At 73.1% G+C, this 18,654-nt stretch carries 14 protein-coding genes; 7 read left to right on the top strand and 7 right to left on the bottom strand.

Annotated elements, in window-relative coordinates; translation table 11 throughout:
• Positions 1 to 79: 79 nt before the first annotated feature.
• From VEC03_RS04255 to VEC03_RS04245, 3 genes are read right to left on the bottom strand one after another with little or no spacing between them, the layout of a single operon-like run.
• On the bottom strand, positions 80 to 916 hold the full coding sequence (locus tag VEC03_RS04255) for a creatininase family protein (protein ID WP_324912923.1): 837 nt from the start codon (positions 914 to 916) through the stop codon (positions 80 to 82).
• Positions 917 to 960: 44 nt separating this feature from the next.
• Positions 961 to 2,481 carry an indoleacetamide hydrolase gene (iaaH, locus tag VEC03_RS04250; protein ID WP_324912922.1) on the bottom strand — a complete coding sequence of 507 codons (1,521 nt, stop codon included), beginning with the start codon at positions 2,479 to 2,481 and terminating at the stop codon, positions 961 to 963.
• Between the two features lie 47 nt (positions 2,482 to 2,528).
• Positions 2,529 to 3,836 (bottom strand): sorbosone dehydrogenase family protein, encoded by a 1,308-nt coding sequence (locus tag VEC03_RS04245; RefSeq protein ID WP_324912921.1) that lies wholly within the window; start codon positions 3,834 to 3,836, stop codon positions 2,529 to 2,531.
• 63 nt (positions 3,837 to 3,899) lie between these two features.
• Between VEC03_RS04245 and VEC03_RS04240 the strand changes: the two genes are divergently transcribed.
• On the top strand, positions 3,900 to 4,640 hold the full coding sequence (locus VEC03_RS04240; protein WP_324912919.1) for an alanyl-tRNA editing protein: 741 nt from the start codon (positions 3,900 to 3,902) through the stop codon (positions 4,638 to 4,640).
• Positions 4,641 to 4,730: 90 nt separating this feature from the next.
• Complete coding sequence (locus VEC03_RS04235; protein WP_324912955.1) at positions 4,731 to 6,815, top strand: protein-disulfide reductase DsbD family protein; 2,085 nt, start codon at positions 4,731 to 4,733, stop codon at positions 6,813 to 6,815.
• Between the two features lie 43 nt (positions 6,816 to 6,858).
• Here VEC03_RS04235 and VEC03_RS04230 read toward each other — a convergent pair whose 3' ends face one another.
• Positions 6,859 to 9,273 (bottom strand): glycoside hydrolase family 5 protein, encoded by a 2,415-nt coding sequence (locus tag VEC03_RS04230; protein WP_324912918.1) that lies wholly within the window; start codon positions 9,271 to 9,273, stop codon positions 6,859 to 6,861.
• 90 nt (positions 9,274 to 9,363) lie between these two features.
• Between VEC03_RS04230 and VEC03_RS04225 the strand changes: the two genes are divergently transcribed.
• The 3 genes from VEC03_RS04225 to VEC03_RS04215 all read left to right on the top strand — a co-directional run bounded on the left by VEC03_RS04225 (position 9,364) and on the right by VEC03_RS04215 (position 11,982).
• On the top strand, positions 9,364 to 9,855 hold the full coding sequence (locus tag VEC03_RS04225) for a CoA-binding protein (RefSeq protein ID WP_324912916.1): 492 nt from the start codon (positions 9,364 to 9,366) through the stop codon (positions 9,853 to 9,855).
• Positions 9,856 to 9,862: 7 nt separating this feature from the next.
• The gene (locus VEC03_RS04220) at positions 9,863 to 11,185 is read left to right on the top strand and encodes an O-acetylhomoserine aminocarboxypropyltransferase/cysteine synthase family protein (protein WP_324912915.1); all 1,323 of its coding nucleotides are present in this window, start codon (positions 9,863 to 9,865) and stop codon (positions 11,183 to 11,185) included.
• 155 nt (positions 11,186 to 11,340) lie between these two features.
• Positions 11,341 to 11,982, top strand: a complete 642-nt coding sequence (locus VEC03_RS04215; protein ID WP_324912913.1) for a DedA family protein — start codon at positions 11,341 to 11,343, stop codon at positions 11,980 to 11,982.
• Here VEC03_RS04215 and VEC03_RS04210 read toward each other — a convergent pair.
• The 3 genes from VEC03_RS04210 to VEC03_RS04200 all read right to left on the bottom strand — a co-directional run bounded on the left by VEC03_RS04210 (position 11,964) and on the right by VEC03_RS04200 (position 15,123).
• Positions 11,964 to 12,767 (bottom strand): general secretion pathway protein GspB, encoded by an 804-nt coding sequence (locus tag VEC03_RS04210; RefSeq protein WP_324912911.1) that lies wholly within the window; start codon positions 12,765 to 12,767, stop codon positions 11,964 to 11,966. The two genes, VEC03_RS04215 and VEC03_RS04210, sit on opposite strands and share 19 nt — an antisense overlap.
• Positions 12,768 to 12,779: 12 nt before the next feature.
• Positions 12,780 to 13,916 carry a galactokinase gene (locus VEC03_RS04205; RefSeq protein ID WP_324912910.1) on the bottom strand — a complete coding sequence of 379 codons (1,137 nt, stop codon included), beginning with the start codon at positions 13,914 to 13,916 and terminating at the stop codon, positions 12,780 to 12,782.
• Positions 13,917 to 14,022: 106 nt separating this feature from the next.
• A complete protein-coding gene (locus tag VEC03_RS04200; protein ID WP_324912908.1) occupies positions 14,023 to 15,123 on the bottom strand; it encodes a tetratricopeptide repeat protein in 1,101 nt (366 codons plus the stop codon).
• 41 nt (positions 15,124 to 15,164) lie between these two features.
• On the opposite strand from VEC03_RS04200, the gene hemE reads away from it, so the two are divergent.
• Positions 15,165 to 16,256 carry a uroporphyrinogen decarboxylase gene (hemE, locus tag VEC03_RS04195; protein WP_324912907.1) on the top strand — a complete coding sequence of 364 codons (1,092 nt, stop codon included), beginning with the start codon at positions 15,165 to 15,167 and terminating at the stop codon, positions 16,254 to 16,256.
• Positions 16,257 to 16,599: 343 nt separating this feature from the next.
• Positions 16,600 to 18,654, top strand: coding sequence for a primosomal protein N' (locus VEC03_RS04190; protein WP_324912905.1), 2,055 nt, complete (start codon positions 16,600 to 16,602; stop codon positions 18,652 to 18,654).

The following is an 18,654-nucleotide window of genomic DNA, read 5'->3' as shown; positions in this document are numbered from 1 at the left end:
ATCTACGCAGCCCGGCGGCGAACGCCATAGTCCGCCTCGCAAGCTGCCGTAGGACGTGAATGACGGACCGGGACGCCCTTCAGTCGGGCCAGTGCGGGCGATCGACCAGGGTGGACAGCGGCACCTGCGCCACTTCCTGCAGCAGCTGCGCCAGTTTCAGCCCGGCCGCCTCGACGACGGCCCGGCCCTTGTCGGCGCTGGCCAGCGCGGCGTTGCCGGCGGCGCCCTGCGGGTTGTAGTCCTGCATGTGCCAGCCGAGCTTGGCGCTGCGGCCGTTGCCCAGCAGGCCGAAGCGCTGCGCCCGGTCCTGCGAGCTGGAGCGGAAGTCCTGCGCCCGGGCCATGTCCACCCACTGCGGGCGCAGGGCCAGCATCATCGAGGTCTCGATGTCGCCGGCATGGATGCCGAAGCGGTGCTCCGCCGGCGGGAAGCGGCCGGTGACCTCGTCGCCCAGCGGCAGGTCGTACCAGCTGGCCGAGAAGACGATCAGCTCGCAGCGGGTGCGCAGCTCGCGCGCCACGATGTCCATGAGGGCGACGTGCCCGCCGTGCGCGTTGAACAGCACCAGCCGGCGCACGCCGGCGCGCGCCACCGACTCGCCGATCTCCGTCCACAGCCGGATCGTGGTCTCGGCCGACAGCGTCAGCGTGCCGGGGAAGCGGATGTGCTCGGTGCTCTTGCCGACGACCTGGGTCGGCAGGAACAGCACCGGCAGTTCCGCCGGCAGGTGCGGCAGGCTGGCCACCACGATGCCCTCGACCAGCGTGGCGTCCACGCTGACCGGCAGGTGCGGCCCGTGCTGCTCGGTCGCCCCCACCGGCAGCACCGCGACCACGTCCGCGGCCTCGCCCGAGGCCTGCAGCCGCGCGAACTCGCGTGTCGTGAGGTCGGACCAGAAGCGGGAAGGCAGGGCCATGGCGCGATGGTAGCGGTTGCCATGGCCCCGGCCGATGGCGCTCGTCAGCCCGGCGCCCGCGGCGCCGGTAGCCGCCCGAACAGTTGCTCCAGCGACAGCGCGATGCCCAGCAGCCGACGGTCGCTGTTGGCCGGCCCGTCCAGTTCCAGCCCGACCGGCAGCCGTGTGCTGGCGCCGAAACCGATCGGCACCTGCACGCCCGGCACGCCGGCATTGCTGCCCGGATCGGTGTTCTGGATCAGCAGGAGGAAGTTCTCCAGGCTGCTGGCCTGCGGGTTGGCCGGCAGCGCCGTCACCGGCACGGTCGGGAACACGAAGGCATCCAGCCGCTGGCTGGCGAAGGTTTCCGCGTAGAGCCGCTGCAGCGCGGGCCGGTGCGTCTGCATCGCCGCCTGGTACACCGGCGCCGCGTCGACCACGCCGCCGGTGGGCGCCGGCAGCTTGCGCGGCACCACCAGGCCTTCGTAGGTGCCCTTCACGTCGGGGCTGGCGATGCCGGCCGCCAGTTGCTGGAGCGTGAGGCCGGTGCCCGACTGCGCGAGGTAGGTCGCCATGTCGTCGTTCGCCTCGTACAGCGCCAGCGGGAAGCTGACCGCCGCATTGAGCTGCGCCAGTTGCGGCAGCGGCACCTGCACCAGCGTGACCCCGGCGCTTCGCAGCCGCGCCAGCGCCGCGTCCCAGGCACCGCGGGTGTCCGCATCCAGGTTGGCCAGCATGCTCGGCACGACGCCCAGCCGCACCGTGTCCAGCGGCACCGGCGCCGCCGCCGTTGCGCCGGCCAGCACGCGGTCCAGCAGTTCGACGTCGCGCATGGACACGGCCATCGGACCGGCGGTGTCGCGCGTGTGCGAGATCGGCGCGATGCCGGCCTGCGGGTAGCGCCCCACGGTCGGTCGCAGCGACGCGCAGCCGTTGAAGGCGCAGGGAATGCGCACCGAGCCGCCCGTGTCCGTGCCCAGCCCGGCCGGCGCCATGCGCGCGCCCAGCGCCGCCGCGGTACCCGAGGACGATCCGCCGGCCACTCGCGACGGGTCGTAGGCATTGCGCACGCCCACCGGGTTGCCGGGCGCGATGTAGGCCGGGTTGTAGCCGGTCACGCCGAACGCGAGTTCGTGCAGGTGCGTCTTGCCCAGCACGATGGCACCGGCCTGGCGCAGGCTCGCCACCACCGGCGCGTCGGCGCGCGGCACGAAGCGCCGAAGGGCCGGGGTGCCGGCGGTCGAGGGCAGGCCGGCCACGTGGATGTTGTCCTTCACCACGATCGGCACGCCCTCCAGTGGGCGGCAGGGCGCGCCCGCCGCGCGCCGCTGGTCGACCGCCCGCGCCGCCGCCAGGGCGCCGTCCGCATCGAGCGTGATGAAGGCGTTCAGCTCCGGCCTCGCCTGCGCACGCGCCAGGTAGGCGCGGGTGAGCGCCTCGCTGCGGAGCCGGCCGGCGCAGATCAGGCTCGCGGCCTCCGTGGCGGTGAGGGCATCGATGTCGGGCGCGGGCGCGGTGCCGGGCGGCGAAGCACAGGCGGCCAGCACGAGTGCGGCAAGGGGGACGGCAGTGCGCAATGGACCCATGGCTCTCTCCTTGTGAAACCCGCACCGTCGGCGCGCACCGGCCGCACTCAGCGTGCCGGCGCCACCCGCCAGACGGCATTGCCCACGTCGTCGGCCACCAGCAGCGCGCCGCGCGCGTCCAGTGCCACGCCCACCGGCCGCCCCCAGGCCTTGCCGTCCGGGCTCAGGAACCCGGTGAGCACGTCCCGCGGCGGGCCGGCCGGCTTGCCGCCCTCGAATGGAATGAACACGACCTTGTAGCCCGCCAGCGGCTGCCGGTTCCAGGAGCCGTGCAGGCCCACGAACGCGCCGCGTGCGAAGGGCGGCAGGCGCCCGTCGGCGAAGGCCAGCCCGAGCGGGGCGACATGGTTGCCCAGCGCGTAGTCCGGCACCACGGCGCGCGCCACCAGGTCGGGCCGCGGCGGCTGCACCCGCGCGTCCACGTGCGAGCCCCAGTAGCTCCAGGGCCAGCCGTAAAAGGCGCCCTCGCGCACCGAGGTGAGATAGTCGGGCACCAGGTCGCTGCCCAGTTCGTCGCGCTCGTTGACCACGGTCCACAGCACGCCGGTGGACGGCTCCCAGGCCAGGCCGTTCGGGTTGCGCAGGCCGGTTGCGAACAGGCGCTTGGCGCCGGACGCCCGGTCGATGGTCCAGATCGCCGCGCGGCCCTCCTCCATCTCCAGCCCATGCTCGCCGACGTTGCTGTTCGAGCCCACCGTGGCATACAGCGTGCGACCGTCGCGGCTGGCCAGCAGGTTCTTGGTCCAGTGGTGGTTGTGGCCGCCGGGCAAGGGGGTCACCGCCGTGGGCGGCGCCGTGATGCGCGTCGCGCCGGGGGTGAAGGGGAAGCGCACCACGCCGTCGGCATTGGCGACGTACAGCTGCCCGCCGACCAGCGCCATGCCGAAGGGCGAATGCAGCCCCTGCAGCAGCACCGAGCGGGTCTCGGCCACGCCGTCGCCGTCGGCATCGCGCAGCAGCGTGATGCGGTCCGCGCTCGGCACGCCGGCGCCGGCCCGCTTCATCACCCCTTTCATGGCCCAGCCCTTGATGCCCGGCTCGCCCTGCCCCTCGGGCGGCTGCGGTTGGTTGCTCTCGGCCACCAGCACGTCGCCGTTGGGCAGCAGGTACAGCCAGCGCGGATGGTCCAGCCCGGTGGCGAACGCGGTCACGCGCAGGTCCGCGGCGGGCACCGGCTGCCGGCCCTGCGGCCAGCCCTCGGCCGGCGCGATGTGGACCGTCGGCAGCAGGCCCGTGCGCGGCTCGGGCAGCTGCGGGCTCGGTCCCACGGTGGCCGATTCCGGCAGGCGCGCCATCTCGCCGCACCCCGGGAGCAGCACGGCACCGGCCAGGAAAAAGGGTAACAACCGGTTCATGCCGGCGAGTCTGGTTGTCCCTGCGCAGGACCGCTGTAGGCCCAAACCGCGACAATCCGGGGCATGACCGAAGAGCTGTTCCGTGACGACGGCTACCTGCGAGAGTGCGAGGCCGGCATCGTGTCGGTCGGCGAGCACGGCATCGTGCTCGACCGCACCGTGTTCTATCCCCTGGGCGGCGGCCAGGCCGGCGACAGCGGCACGCTGGTGCTGGCCGACGGCCGCACGCTGGCGATCGCGGACACGCGCAAGGCCAAGGACGAGCAGGGGCAGCCGACCGGTGGCATCTGGCACGTGCCGGCGGCGGGCCAGGACGAGCTGCTGGCGCAGCTGCAATTGGGCGCCCGCGTCACGGCGCGCATCGATTGGGAGCGCCGCCACCGGATGATGCGCTTCCACACCACCACCCACCTGCTGTGCCACCTGGTGCCGCAGCTGGTCAACGGCTGCTCGATCACGCCGGAGTACGCGCGGCTGGACTTCAACATGTCCGACCCGCTCGACAAGGAGCAGCTCACGGCCGGCATCGCGCGGCTGGTGGCGGCGGCGCACCCGGTGGCCGTGGGCTCGATCACCGACGACGAGCTGGACGCCAACCCGGCGCTGGTCCGGAGCATGTCGGTGCAGCCGCCGCGCGGCACCGGCCGCATCCGCACCATCCGCGTGGGCGGCGACGAGCTGGTCGACTACCAGCCCTGCGGCGGCACGCACGTGGCGAACACCGCCGAGATCGGCGCGGTGGTGGTCAGCAAGATCGAGAAGAAGTCGGCCAGCACGCGCCGGGTGGTGCTGGGCTTCGCCTGAGCCGCCGGAACTTCCGCCTACGGCCGCGCTCCGACACCACGACCCATGACCGCCTTCCTGCGCTTGCTCCTGACCGCCGTCCTGCTCGCCATGGGGATGGCCGCGCACGCGTCGGCGGCCGGCACGGCCGTGGTCAGCAGCGAGCGCGTGCGGGCCGAACTGCTCGCGCACGCGCCGGACGGCGTGGGCCCCGGCAAGGCGGTGTGGGTGGGCCTGCAGCTGGCCCACCAGCCGCAGTGGCACACCTACTGGAAGAACCCCGGCGACTCCGGCCTGCCCACCCAGCTCGAATGGACACTGCCGCCCGGCGTGCTGGCCGGCGAGATCCAGTGGCCGGTGCCGAAGAAGATCCCGATCGGCACGCTGGCCAACTACGGCTACGAAGGCACCGTGCTGCTGCCGGTGCCGCTGGAGATCGCGCCGGACTTCAAGCCTTCGCCGCTGGCCCAGGACCTCGAGGTCAGGCTCAAGGCCAGCTGGCTGGTCTGCCGGCAGGAGTGCATCCCGGAAGACGGCGAGTTCACGCTCAAGCTGCCGCTGCGCGGCAGCACCGCCCTGCACGGCCCTGCGTTCGATGCGGCCCTCGCCGCGCAGCCCAAGCCGGTCGCGGCCAGCGACAACTCGGCACGGATCGCCGACGGCGCGCTGGAGATCAGCGTGCAGGGCCTGCCGGCTGCCGTGCAGGGGAAGCAACTCGAATTCCTGCCCGAAACGCCGGAGGTGATCGAAACCGCCGGCGCCTGGACCCAGGCCTGGGACGGCGCGACCTGGACCGCGCGCGTGCCGCTGTCGGCCCAGCGCAGCGCCAGCCCCGAGCGGATGCCGGTGGTGCTGGCCGCGGGTCCCGACGGCTGGCGCACCGAGCTGAAGGTGGTCGGCGCCTGGCCGGCCGTCGCCGCCCCGGCCACGGTCTCGCCGGCGCTGGCCGAGGCCCTGCGCAACAACGCGGCCGCGACGCAGCCGGCGGGCCCCGGCATCGGCCTGGCCGCCGCGCTGCTCGGCGCACTCATCGGCGGCCTGATCCTCAACCTCATGCCCTGCGTGTTCCCGGTGCTGGCGATCAAGATGGTCGGCTTCGCCGCGCATGCCGACGACGTGCGCGCCCGCCGCATCGCCGGCTTCGCCTACACCGCCGGCGTGGTCCTGTCCTTCCTGGCGCTGGCTGGACTGATGCTGGGGCTGCGGGCCGCCGGCGAACAGCTGGGCTGGGGCTTCCAGCTGCAGTCGCCGCTGGTGGTGGCGGCGCTGGCCGCGCTGTTCACGCTGATCGGCCTGAACCTCGCGGGCGTGTTCGAGTTCGGCGCGCTGCTGCCCTCCTCGGTGGCCTCGATGGAGGTGAAGCACCCGGTGGGCAACGCCTTCCTGTCGGGCGTGCTGGCGGTGGCGGTCGCCTCGCCTTGCACCGCGCCGTTCATGGGCGCCTCGCTCGGGCTGGCCGTCACGCTGCCGACGCCGCAAGCGCTGCTGGTGTTCGGCGTGCTGGGCCTGGGCATGGCCCTGCCCTACCTGGCCGCCAGCCTGCTGCCGGCGGTGGCACGCTGGATGCCGCGTCCGGGGGCATGGATGGACACCTTCCGCAAGCTGATGGCCTTCCCCATGTTCGCCACCGTGGTCTGGCTGGTGTGGGTGCTGGGCCAGCAGAGCGGCATCGACGGCGCCGGCGCGCTGCTGGCGCTGCTGGTCGCCCTCAGCCTGCTGGTGTGGACGCTGACGCTGCGCGGCCGCACGCGGGCCGCGCTGGCGGGCGTCGCGGCGGCGGGCCTGGTCGCGCTGGGCTGGGCGGCCGTGCCGCAACTGGTGCAGCCGCCGGCGCAGCAGCAGGTGGTGCGGGCCGATGGCGACTGGCAGCCCTGGTCGCAGGCGCGGGTCGACCAGTACGTGGCGGCGGGCCGGCCGGTGTTCGTCGACTTCACGGCGGCCTGGTGCGTGACCTGCCAGTACAACAAGAAGACCACGCTGGCCAACCAGCAGGTGCTGGCCGCGTGGAAGCGCGAGAACGTCGCGCTGCTGCGCGCCGACTGGACGCGGCGCGACCCGGCCATCACCGCGGCGCTCGCCGCGCTGGGCCGCAACGGCGTGCCGGTCTACGTGTTCTATCGAAAGGGCAGCGCGCCGGTGGTGCTGTCCGAAGTCCTGGGGGTGGAGGAAGTCCTGTCCGTCGTGTCGCCGCTGTGAGACGCGCGCCCAGTCGGGCGCGAGTTCGCGCAAGCGGGCACGCTCACGCGGCCAGCGATCGCAGGTAGCGCTCCAGCACCGCCAGCTCCGCCTCGCTGGGCCGGCCCCTGCCCGTGATCGCACCGAACACCTGGCCCCGCAGGGTGTCGCGCGGGTAGTGGTCGACAAAGCCCCAGCCGATCAGCAACTGGTCGAACACCGCCGGCGCGAACCGCGAGGTGCCCCGTGCGACGCCCTGCCCATCCACCCGCAGCGACTGCGCGCCCGGTGCGCTGGTGAGCGTGAGCACCGCCGGCGCGCCCAGCGCCAGCCGCTCGGGCGCGCGCAGCACCACCTGCCGTCCCTTCTCCTCGGTCCAGCGCGCCAGGGGCCGGCCGCCCTCGAGCGCCAGCTCGCTCGCCTGCCGCCCCTCGGCCCGCGAGGCCTGGAACGCCACCCCCCCGGCGTCCGGATCCGCCGCGCGGATGACGGCGATCCCGAAGTACTCGCCCTCCAGGTCGTAGGGCACGCGGTTGCGCGGGTTCGGCTGTACGCCAGGCATGGGCGCACGCTTCTTGCACCACAGGCCCCAGCAGCCCGGCGCCGACAGGTCGATCGCCTTGCGGCCCGCGGCCTCGACCAGCACCGGCGGCCGGATCGCGCCGGCGTCGGGGTTGTCGGTGTTGATGAAGCACAGCATCTCCATCGCGTTCGAGGTGCTGGAGCCGAAGCCCGAATCGGCCACCGCCCGCACCGGCTGCCCGGGGCGGGCCGGCGCACCGCCCACGTAGTCGGTGTGCGCGTGGGCCATCTCCCACTTGCTGGCCCCGTACTTCGCCAGGATGGCGTGCGCGGCCTCGGCCAGGTCGCGCGCCGCATGCGCGACCGGGTCGGCCAGGGCGTACACCTTGCGCGGCGGTGGCGGCGCGAAGCCCTTGGCAGCGCCGTAGCTGAGCGTCGCAACCTTCCCCGCTTCGGGCGTGAAGCGATAGGCCGCCGAGGTGTTGGCACCCGCCGGCAGTACGAGCTGCGTGGCCGACAGCGAGCCGCCGCTGGCGCTGACCGTGATCGCCAGCGGCTCGCGCAGCCAGCCGCGCGCCTGCAGCGTGATCTCCACCGGCTTCCCGCCCGGCGCCCAGCCGGGCCCCTCGTCGTACAGCGTGGCGCGGGCGATCGCCGCCGCCTGCTGCATGGGCCCGGCCACCGCCGGCGCGAGCGTGCGGTCCTGGTACCAGCCGGGCACGTGGTGGATCGGGTAGTTGCGGGCCGGCCAGTGGTTGCCGCCCATCCAGCTGCAGACCGCCACGCCGTCGCGGACCGCGCGCTCCAAGGTGCGCTGGAACATCTGCTGCCAGCGTGCATCGTCGACCGGCATGCCGATCTCGGTCAGCGCCAGCTGCAGCTGGTGCTCGCGCGCCCACTCGCTGGCCATGGCCAGCCGCTTCGCGCCGGTGTCGGCATCGATCGGCCGGCCGCCGAACCAGGACGCCAGCCCGGCGCTGAACCCCTTGCGGCGTTCGCTGTCGTAGTCGAACGCGTGGCCGTTGCTGGCCGCATCCAGGTACAGGTGCACCTCGTAGACCAGCCCTTCGCCGGCCAGCGGGAAACCCGGGTTGCTCGTCGCCATGGACGTGGCCGCGCTCCATTCGTTGCCGCCGACGTAGATCGGCGTCTCCCTGTCCACCTTGCGGATGGCGGCGATCGCGGCGCGCGCATAGGCGGGCCAGATCGCCAGGTCCTCGCCGCCGCCTTCGCTGGGCTCGGTGCTGCCCGGCCGCGGCAGGTCGTGCGGCTCGTTCATCAGGCCGAAGCCGGCCAGGCCCTTGTGGCCCTTCCAGCGCTGCGCCGCCCGCGTCCAGAAGTCGGCGAAGTGGGCCTGCGCCAGCGTGGCGCCCGGCGCCAGCGAGAAGATGCGCTCGACGATGCCCTGCGGGTCCTCGGTGAACGCGCGGTGCAGCGGCGTCAGCCCCTTGCGCAGCCCCGGCACGCTGCCGTCCGGCCGGTAGCGGAAATCGCGGTAGCGGCCGTAGTTGTGCAGGTCCAGGATGCAGGTCGCGCCCGCGGCCGCATGCGCATCGAGCACGTCCGTGACCAGCTGCGCGTACAGCGGATGGAATTCGCCCGGCTCGCCCACCAGCGCGCGCGCCGCGGCATCGGGCCGGCTGTCGTGCAGCACCGGCTGCAGCAGTTCCCACAGGATGGGCAGGCGGTTGCGGCGAAAGCCCTGACCGGCCAGCCAGGCGATGTCGGCGCGGCGCGGCACCGTGAAGTGCAGGTTGGGCAGCGTGCTGTTGCTGCGCCGGATGCCCGGCTGCGGCCACTCCATGCCCGACAGGTTGGTGCCTATGCTGAACCCGAGTTGCGCCGCCTGCACTTCGCCGTCGCGCCACAGGCAGCCCGGCAGCATGGGCACGGCTGAGGCGGCGGCCAGCTTCAGCAACAGCCGGCGACGGATGGGGTACGGAAACGTGCGCGTCATTCGAGCGCGTCACCTTAGGCTGAGCCATCGGCCCGTCGGGTAGGACGGCGTCGCGTCCAACGCCACCGTGGGCGTGCTTACACTCGTCGCATGAGTTCGATCAGCGATCTGCGGCGCATCCTGGGCACCAGCCGCACCCTGGCCGTGGTGGGCCTGTCGCCGCAATGGCACCGGCCCAGCTTCTTCGCGGCCAAGTACATGCAGGCGCACGGCTACCGCATCGTGCCCGTCAACCCGATGGCGCAGGAGATCCTGGGCGAGCGCTGCTTCCCCAGCGTGAGCGCGGCAGCCGAGGCGCTGGCGGCCCAGGGACAGGCGATCGACATGGTGGATTGCTTCCGCCGCAGGGAGGACATCCCGCCGATCGCGCAGGAGGCGATCGCGATCGGCGCCAGGTGCCTGTGGATGCAGCTCGGCGTCGTCAACGAAGCGGCCGCGCAGCAGGCCCGCGCCGCCGGCCTGGACGTGGTGATGGACCGCTGCGTGAAGATCGAGCACGCCCGCCTGTTCGGCGGCCTGAACTGGGCCGGCGTGAACACCCGCGTGATCTCCGCCCGCCGTCCCCAGCAACTGCCCTACTGAGCCCCCAATGTCCCAGGACCGCGACTACGGCTTCGGCACCCGCGCCATCCATGCCGGCGCCACCCCCGACCCGGTGACCGGCGCGCGCGCCACGCCGATCCACCAGACCACCAGCTTCGTGTTCGATTCGGCCGAGCACGCCGCCAGCCTGTTCAACCTGCAGACCTTCGGCAACGTCTACAGCCGCATCAGCAACCCGACGGTGGCGGTGCTGGAGGAGCGCGTCGCCTCGCTCGAAGGCGGCCGCGCCGCCCTGGCCTGCGCCACTGGCATGGCGGCCCAGATGACCGCACTGCTGGCCATCCTCAAGGCCGGCGACCACATCGTGGCGGCGTCGACGCTGTACGGCGGCTCGGTCGGCCAGCTCGGCGTCGGCTTCGCGCGGCTCGGCATCGAGACCACCTTCGTCGATCCGCGCGACCCGGAGAACTTCCGCCGGGCGATCCGGCCGACCACGCGCGCGCTGTTCGGCGAGACGCTGGGCAATCCGCGCGTCAACGTCTTCGACATCGAGCCGGTGGCGGCCATCGCCCACGAGCACGGCCTGCCGCTGGTGATCGACAACACGGTGGCCAGCCCCTACCTGTGCAACCCGTTCGACTTCGGCGCCGACATCGTGGTGCACAGCGCCACCAAGTACCTGGGTGGCCACGGCACCACCATGGCCGGCGTGATCGTGGAATCGGGCCGCTTCGACTGGGGCTCGCCGCTCGCGCGCGACAAGTTCCCCGAGATGCTGGAGCCCAGCCGCGCCTACCACGGCGTGAAGTTCTACGAGACCTTCGGCGACTTCGGCTACACCATGAAGGCGCGCATGGAGGTCAACCGCACCTTCGGCGCCTCGCTGTCGCCGCTGAACGCCTGGCTGATCCTGCAGGGCATTGAGACGCTGCACCTGCGCATGCAGGCGCACTGCCGCAATACCCAGCGCGTGGCCGAGTTCCTCAGCGAGCATCCGCTGGTGGGCTGGGTCAACTACCCCGGCCTGCCCGGTTCGTCCGACCACGCGCTGGCGAAGAAGCAGTTCCGCGCCATCGACGGAGGGCCGGGCTGCTCGGGCATCCTGACCTTCGGCATCAAGGCCGACGACGCGGCGCGCGCCGGCGAGCGCTTCATCGACGCCTGCGAGTTCCTCAGCCACCTGGCCAACATCGGCGACGCCAAGACGCTGGTGATCCACCCGGCCTCGACCACGCACCGCCAGCTCGACGAAGCCGAGCTGCAGCGGGCCGGCGTGAGCGCCGACATGATCCGGCTGTCGGTCGGGATCGAGGACGTGGACGACATTCTCTGGGACATCGACCAGGCGCTGCGCAAGGCGGTGCCCTAGCCACTGACGGGCGAGCAGCCGGCGCCTGGCGCACGGCTACCGGGCGCCCGTCCTACGCACGGCGAACCGGCCGGCCGATGGCGCCGGCGGCCCCGGCTCCAACAATGGGACGCACTCGGCGAAGGAGCATGCATGGGCAAGGGCAGGTCCGATCCATGAGCGACTGGATCATCGACGTCATCCAGCGCAGCGGGTACCTGGGCATCGCCTTGCTGATGCTGCTGGAGAACGTCTTCCCGCCCATCCCGTCCGAGCTGGTGCTGCCCTTCGCCGGCTACGTGGCCGCCACCGGCCAGCTGCATCCGCTGGGCGTGCTGCTATCCGCGGCCGCCGGCTCGCTGCTGGGTGCCCTGCCCTGGTACTTCGCCGGGCGCAAGCTCGGGCACGGCGGCCTGCAGCGGTTCGCGCGGCGCCACGGCCGCCTGCTGACCCTCTCGCCCCGGAGCATCGACGGCGCGCAGCACTGGTTCAAGCGCCACGGCCCCTCCTCCGTGGCCTTCGGCCGGCTGGTACCGGCGGTGCGCAGCGTCATCTCCATGCCGGCCGGCGTCGGCCAGATGCCCCTGCCGCGCTTCCTGCTCTGGTCCGCCGTCGGCACCCTGGCCTGGAGCGCATTGCTGCTGTCCATCGGCTTCGTGCTGGAGTCGCGCTACGGGCAGGCCAAGGAGACCATCGAGTGGATCACGCGTGGCGTGGTGGGATTCCTGGTGGCCGGCTACCTGTGGCGGGTGTGGCGGTTCGACGGCGGCGAGGCCGCGGCCGACGAACCGTCCTCCGCTCAGAAGAACACGTCGTAGTGCTCGCCCTTGAACCCCAGCACCGCGCTGTCCCGCTGCACCTTCTCCAGCATCACGCCGGAACCCAGGTCGGCGCCTTCGCGGAATACCTGGCCGTTGACGATCAGCAGGCGCTGCGCCGGGTTGGCCGACCAGACCGCGCCGCTGATCACCAGTTGCGGCGCATCGGCCGGCAGGCCCTTGACCGGCTGCGCGGCCTGCGCCGGGGCGGCCGCAGGGGCCGCTGAACCCGTGGGCCGGTTGCCCGTGAACGGCGGCGCGACGGGTGCCGGCACTGCGGCCGGCGCGGGCGGCGTGCGGGAGGGCGGGGGCGCCGTCATGGCGCGGGGCGTGGGCGCCGGCGCCGGTGCGGCCGAAGGTGCGCCCATCTGGGCCGCGGGCGCGCTGCCCTGCGGCGCGCCACCGGGCATCGGCGGGGTCGAAGGCGCCGGTGCATTCGCCGCAGCCCCGTCGGGGTTCGGGGACGGCGCCGCTCCGGTGGCGGGAGCCGGCGCCGCGGCCGGTGCCCCCATGGTCGCCGTCGGCGCCGCGGCGGGCGGCTGCACGACCACGGCCGTGCCCGGTTGCACCACCACCGGCGCTGCGCCGGGCTGCACCACGACGGCCTGCGGTGGCGCGGCGCCCTGCCCGGCGGCATTGCGGGGCTGGGCCGGGACCGGTGCGGGTGTGCTGGCACCGAAGGGGCGCCCGCCGAAGGGCTCCACCGGGGTCACCTGCGCCGCGGCGCTGCCCGACGCGAGCGCCGCCGCCAGGGCCAGCAGACGGAAGGGGGTGGAATGGCTCATGGCATCGCCTCCTCACTGTGCCGCCGGGACCAGCAGGTGCCCCCGATGGCCCGCCGCGGCGTAATCCCGCAACACGGCGCGGGCTGCCTGCTGCACGGCGCCGGACTCGCACAGGGCCACGCAGGCACCTCCGAAGCCGGGCCCGGTCAGTCGTGCGCCGTGCACGCCCGGCTGCTGCTGCAGCCGCTGCACCAGCCAATCCAGTTCCGGCGTCGAGACCTCGTAGTCCTCGCGCAGGCTCTCGTGCGAGGCGTTCATCAGCTCGCCGAAGGCGGGCGCATCGCGGCACACGGCGGCCTGCCGGGCCCGGACGTTCTCGGTGAACACGTGGCGCGCGCGCCGGCGGTGCACGTCATCGGGAAGCTCCTCGATCGCATCCGGCGACCCGATCTCGCGCAGCGAAGCCAGGCCGAGCCGGCGGGCCGCCTCTTCGCACTCGGCGCGGCGCTGGATGGAGCCGCTGGCTGCCGCCGAGCGCGGCAGGCCCGAGTCCAGCACCAGCACCGCGCTGCCTTCCGGCAGCGGCACGGCACGGTGCTCCAGCGAGCGGGTGTCCAGCAGCAGCGCCGTGCCGGTGCCGCCGAGGCTGGACGCCATCGGATCGACCATGCCGCAGCGCATGCCGGCGTACTGCATCCCGGCCTGCTGCGCCAGCTGCGCGATGCGCAGGTCGTCCAGCGGCAGCGACAGCAGGGCGCGCAGGCAGCGCAGGGTCGCCACCTCCAGCGCCGCGCTGGCCGACAGGCCGGCACCGGCCGGAACGTCCGAACCCACGTGGATGTCCAGCGGCGGGATCTCGGCGCCTTCCTCCTGCGCCAGGCGCAGGCAGCCATACAGGTAGCTGGCGAAGTGCCCGGCGGGCGGCTGCTGCAGCACGAACTCGACCGTCGTGCCGCGCTCGGCCACGTGCAGGCGGAACTGCGGCCGGCCGTTGGGCCGCATCGCCACGCGGGTCTGCTGCGGGATCGCCACCGCCAGCGCCAGGCCGTCGTTGCAGCCGGCGTGCTCGCCCAGCAGGTGGACGCGCCCGGGCGCCTGCGCCTCGGCCTGCGGCCAGGCGTGGAACACCTGCTCGAACTCGCGCGCGGCCGGCGTGCGCGGGCGCTCGGCGCACGCCTGCACCTCGGCTTCCAGGGCGACATGGCTCATGGCAGTTCGACCTCCGCGTCCTCCGGCTCGCGGCCTTCTCCCCCCTGGAGAAGGGTCCTGCGGGCCAGCCCGGCAAGGCTCCTGCCTGCGACGGGCTGCAGGAGCGCTAGGCCGGGCGGGCGGCGCGGCGCAGCCAGGCGAACAGCCCGGGCACCGCTTGCCCGCCGTCGATCCTGAGCGCCTGCCCCTCGATGCGTTGTAGTTCGAAGCCGCAGGCCGGCGCCAGCGTTCGGATGTAGGCGGCCGAATGGGCGTAGCGCAGGCTCGGCCGCAGCACCAGGTCGTGCGGCTCGTCGGCCGCCTCCAGCGAGAAGCAGAACGTGCCGCCGGGCTCCAGCACGCGGGCGGCGCCTTCGAACACCGGCTCGAGGGCACCCACGTAGATGAACACGTCGGCGGCGACCAGCAGGTCGTAGCGGCGGTCGGTCCGGCCGAGGAAGGCCACCAGGTCGTCCTGCACCACCTCGTCGTACAGCCCGCGCTCGCGCGCGCACTCGACCATGCGGCCCGACAGGTCCACCCCGTCCAGCCGCTCGCAGCGCGGGCGCAGCAGCGGCGCGCACAGGCCGGTGCCGCAACCCAGGTCGAGCCCGGCACGGTAGCGCGGGCGGTCCAGCCCACCCACCAGCACCTGCGGCCCGCGGTACTGCAGCACCTCGGCCAGGTGCGCCTCGAAGCCGTCGGCGTAGCTGTCGAACAGCGACTCGACGTAGTGCCGCGGCGGCGCGTCCGGGGCCGCCTCGGCCTGCACGCCGCCCAGGCCGAAGCGCACGAGGTCCGCATCGGCCCCGTGGGCCAGGGCCTGCCGGTACGCCTCGGCGGCCTCGTCCAGCAGGCCGAGCTCGCGGGCCAGCGTGGCCCGCAGCAGCCAACCGGCGCCGCTGGCGGGCGCCTGCGCCAGCGAGCGCCGGATCGCCTCCAGCGCCGGCTCGCGCCGCCCCAGCTCGGCCAGCGCGGCCGCCAGGTGGCCCAGCGCCTCGGCGTTGTCCGGTTCCTGCTGCAGCGCTTCCTGCAGCAGCTGCGCGGCCTCGTCCGGCCGGCCCAGCTTGAGGCGCGTGGCGCCCAGGTTGGTCAGGGTGGAAGGCCGGTCCGGCAGCAGCGACAGGGAGGCGCCGAAATCGCGGTTGGCGGCCTCGAAGCGGCCGGCCTGGTAGTGCGCCAGGCCCTGGAGGAAGAAGGCCTTGGCCTGTTCGAAGCGGGCGTCCATGGCGCCGGATCATGGCATGGCCCCCTGCGACAATCGGCCCCATGCCCTTTGCTCCGCTGAAGAACGACAACTTCCTGCGTGCCTGCCGGCGGCTGGCCACGCCCTACACCCCCGTCTGGCTGATGCGCCAGGCGGGCCGCTACCTGCCCGAGTACCGGGCCACGCGGGAGAAGGCGGGCAGCTTCATGGGGCTGGCGACCCACCCCGACTACGCCACCGAGGTCACGCTGCAGCCGCTGGAGCGCTACGCGCTGGACGCGGCCATCCTGTTCTCGGACATCCTCACCGTGCCCGACGCCATGGGCCTGGGGCTGGACTTCGCCGCCGGCGAAGGCCCGCGCTTCGCCCGGCCGGTGCGCGACGAGGCCGCCGTGCACGCGCTGGCCGTGCCCGACCTGGACAAGCTTCGCTACGTGTTCGATGCCGTCACCTCGATCCGCCGGGCGCTCGACGGCCGGGTGCCGCTGATCGGCTTTTCCGGCAGCCCCTGGACGCTGGCCTGCTACATGGTGGAGGGCCGGGGCTCGGACGACTACCGGCTGGTCAAGTCCATGCTGTACGGCCGCCCGGACCTGATGCACCGCGTGCTGCAGGTCAACGCCGCCGCCGTGGCCGCCTACCTGAACGCCCAGATCGAGGCCGGCGCGCAGGCGGTGATGATCTTCGACAGCTGGGGCGGCGTGCTCGCCGACGGCGCCTTCCAGTCGTTCAGCCTGGACTACACCCGGCGCGTGCTGGCCGGCCTGAAGCGCGAACACGAGGGCCAGGCGATCCCGCGCATCGTCTTCACCAAGGGCGGCGGGCTGTGGCTGGAGGAGATGGCGCAGCTCGATTGCGAGGTGCTGGGGGTGGACTGGACCGTCAACCTGGGCCGGGCCCGGGCGCTGGTCGGCGACCGCAAGGCGCTGCAGGGCAACCTGGATCCGAACGTGCTGTTCGCACCGCCCGAGCGCATCGACGAAGCGGTGCGTGCCTGCCTCGCCAGCTTCGGCGTCCCGCACACCGGGCCGGGCCCGGGACCCACCCAGGTCTTCAACCTGGGCCATGGCATCAGCCAGTACACGCCGCCCGAACACGTGCAGGTGCTGGTCGATGCGGTGCACCGGCATTCCGCCCGCCAAGTACCAGCCTGAGCCCACGTCATCGGGACATTCCCCAGTGGACTGGGCCGGCGGGCGGCTCGCGAGGGTTGACTTATGCACAAAAACCGTGTTGCGGCGCAGCGAGTGAGAGTTGTCACACACAGCCGTGCTACGAAACCGATAGCTGCGCTAAGTGCTTGATTTTGCTGGTGTTGTGAAGATGCCGCTTTTGCGTGCAGTTCAGCCAAATCCTTGATTTTTCGAGGGTTGCCGGCGGGCGGGCGGGTTCTATCAACAAAGTTATCCACAGAAATCCTGAAAAAGGGCAAAGCTGTTGCAAATCAAGGACTTGGCCGGTATTTCGCAGGCTGACCTGAGGAATGCGACCTAAAGGATGAGTACCTGGCCGCATCGCCTCGCCATCGTGGTCCCCACGCCGGCCCACAGCACGGTCGCCGGCCCCCTCAGTTACGGAAGTGAGCTCCCGCTTGCGCGAGGGACCCTGGTGCGCGTGCCTTTGGGTCGGCGCGAGGTGCTGGGCGTGGTCTGGGACGCGGTCGACGGGGAGCCGGCCGCCTCGCCCCCGCGCGAGGAGAAGGCGGTGGCCGGCGTGCTGGACGGCCTGCCGCCGCTGGCGCCCAGCTGGCGCGAGCTGGTGGCGTTCGCGGCCGGCTACTACCAGCGCAGCCTGGGCGAGGTCGCCCTGGCGGCGCTGCCGCCGCAGCTGCGCGAACTCAGCCCGCAGCAGTGGCAGCGCCGGCTGCAGCGCGCGCGGGCGACGCCGACCGACACCGCTCCGGCCCCGGCGCCGGAGCTGACGCCGGAACAATCCGCGGCGCTGGCCCGGATCGCGGCCGAGCCCGGTCCCTTCCTGCTGTTCGGCGCCACGGGCAGCGGCAAGACCGAGGTCTACCTGCAGGCGGTCGCGCAGGTGCTGGCGGCCGACCCGGCGGCGCAGGCGCTGGTCATGGTCCCGGAGATCAACCTGACGCCGCAGCTGCAGGCCCGCTTCACCGAGCGCTTCGGCGCTGCCGGCGTGGTTTCGCTGCACAGCGGCATGACCAACCCGCAGCGGCTCAAGGCCTGGCTGGCCGCCCACACCGGCGCCGCCCGCATCGTGCTGGGCACGCGCATGGCGGTGTTCGCGTCCCTGCCCCGGCTGGCGCTGGTGGTGGTCGACGAGGAGCACGACCCCAGCTACAAGCAGCAGGAAGGCGCCCGCTACTCGGCGCGCGACCTGGCCCTGGTGCGCGGCAAGCTGGACGGCGCCAAGGTGGTGCTGGGCTCCGCCACGCCCTCGCTGGAGAGCTGGCAGGCCGCCGAGCGCGGGCGCTACACGCGGCTGGCCATGCCCACGCGCATCGGCCAGGGGCGGCTGCCGCAGGTCCGGCTGCTCGACATGAACCTGCAGCCCCGGGGCACCGTGATCGCGCCGCAGCTGCTGGCGGCCATCGGCGAGCGCATCGCGGCCGGCGAGCAGTCGCTGCTGTTCCTGAACCGGCGCGGCTACGCCCCGGTGCTGGCCTGCACCGCCTGCGACTGGAAGAGCGAGTGCCCGCATTGCAGCGCCTTCCGCGTGTTCCACAAGATCGACCGCACGCTGCGCTGCCACCACTGCGGCTTCACCGAACGGGTGCCGCGCGCCTGCCCGTCCTGCGGCAACCTGGACATCGCGCCGCTGGGCCGCGGCACGGAGCGGCTGGAAGAGCAGCTGGCCGAGCTCTTCGCCGATGCTCGGCGTCCGGACGGGGAGCCGGTGCGGGTGGCGCGCATCGACGCCGACACCACGCGTGCCAAGGGAGCGCTGGAGACGCAGCTCGGCGAGGTGCACGCGGGCGCGGTGGACGTGCTGGTGGGCACGCAGATGGTCACCAAGGGACACGACTTCCGCAACATCACGCTGGTCGCCGCGCTGAACGCCGACTCCGCGCTGTTCTCCAGCGACTTCCGCGCGCCCGAGCGCCTGTTCGCCCTGCTGCTGCAGGCGGCCGGGCGCGCCGGGCGCGAGGCCGATCGGGCCGAGCGCAGCCAGATGTGGGTGCAGACCTTCCAGCCGGCCCACCCCCTGTTCGCGGCGCTGAAGCGCCACGACTACCCGGCGTTCGCTGCGCAGCAGCTGGCCGAACGCGAAGCCGCCGGCATGCCGCCGTTCGCCTACCAGGCCCTGGTGCGGGCCGAGGCGCGGACGCAGGAAGTCGCGCAAGGCTTCCTGCGCGAGGCCGCCGAGGCGGCGCAGCAACTGGCGCAGTCGCCGCAGGTCACCGTCTACCCGGCGGTGCCGATGGCGATCCAGCGGGTGGCCAACGTCGAGCGCGCCCAGATGCTGGTCGAAAGCAGCTCGCGCCCGGCGCTACAGCGCTTCCTCGCCGACTGGCAGCCCCTCCTGCACGCGCAACGCTGCAAGGGCCTGATCCGCTGGGCGGTGGACGTGGATCCGCTGGCGATCTGA

The organism is Ramlibacter sp. (genome assembly GCF_035627355.1).
Lineage (GTDB): Bacteria > Pseudomonadota > Gammaproteobacteria > Burkholderiales > Burkholderiaceae_C > Ramlibacter.
This window is presented reverse-complemented; position numbering and strand designations above follow the sequence as displayed.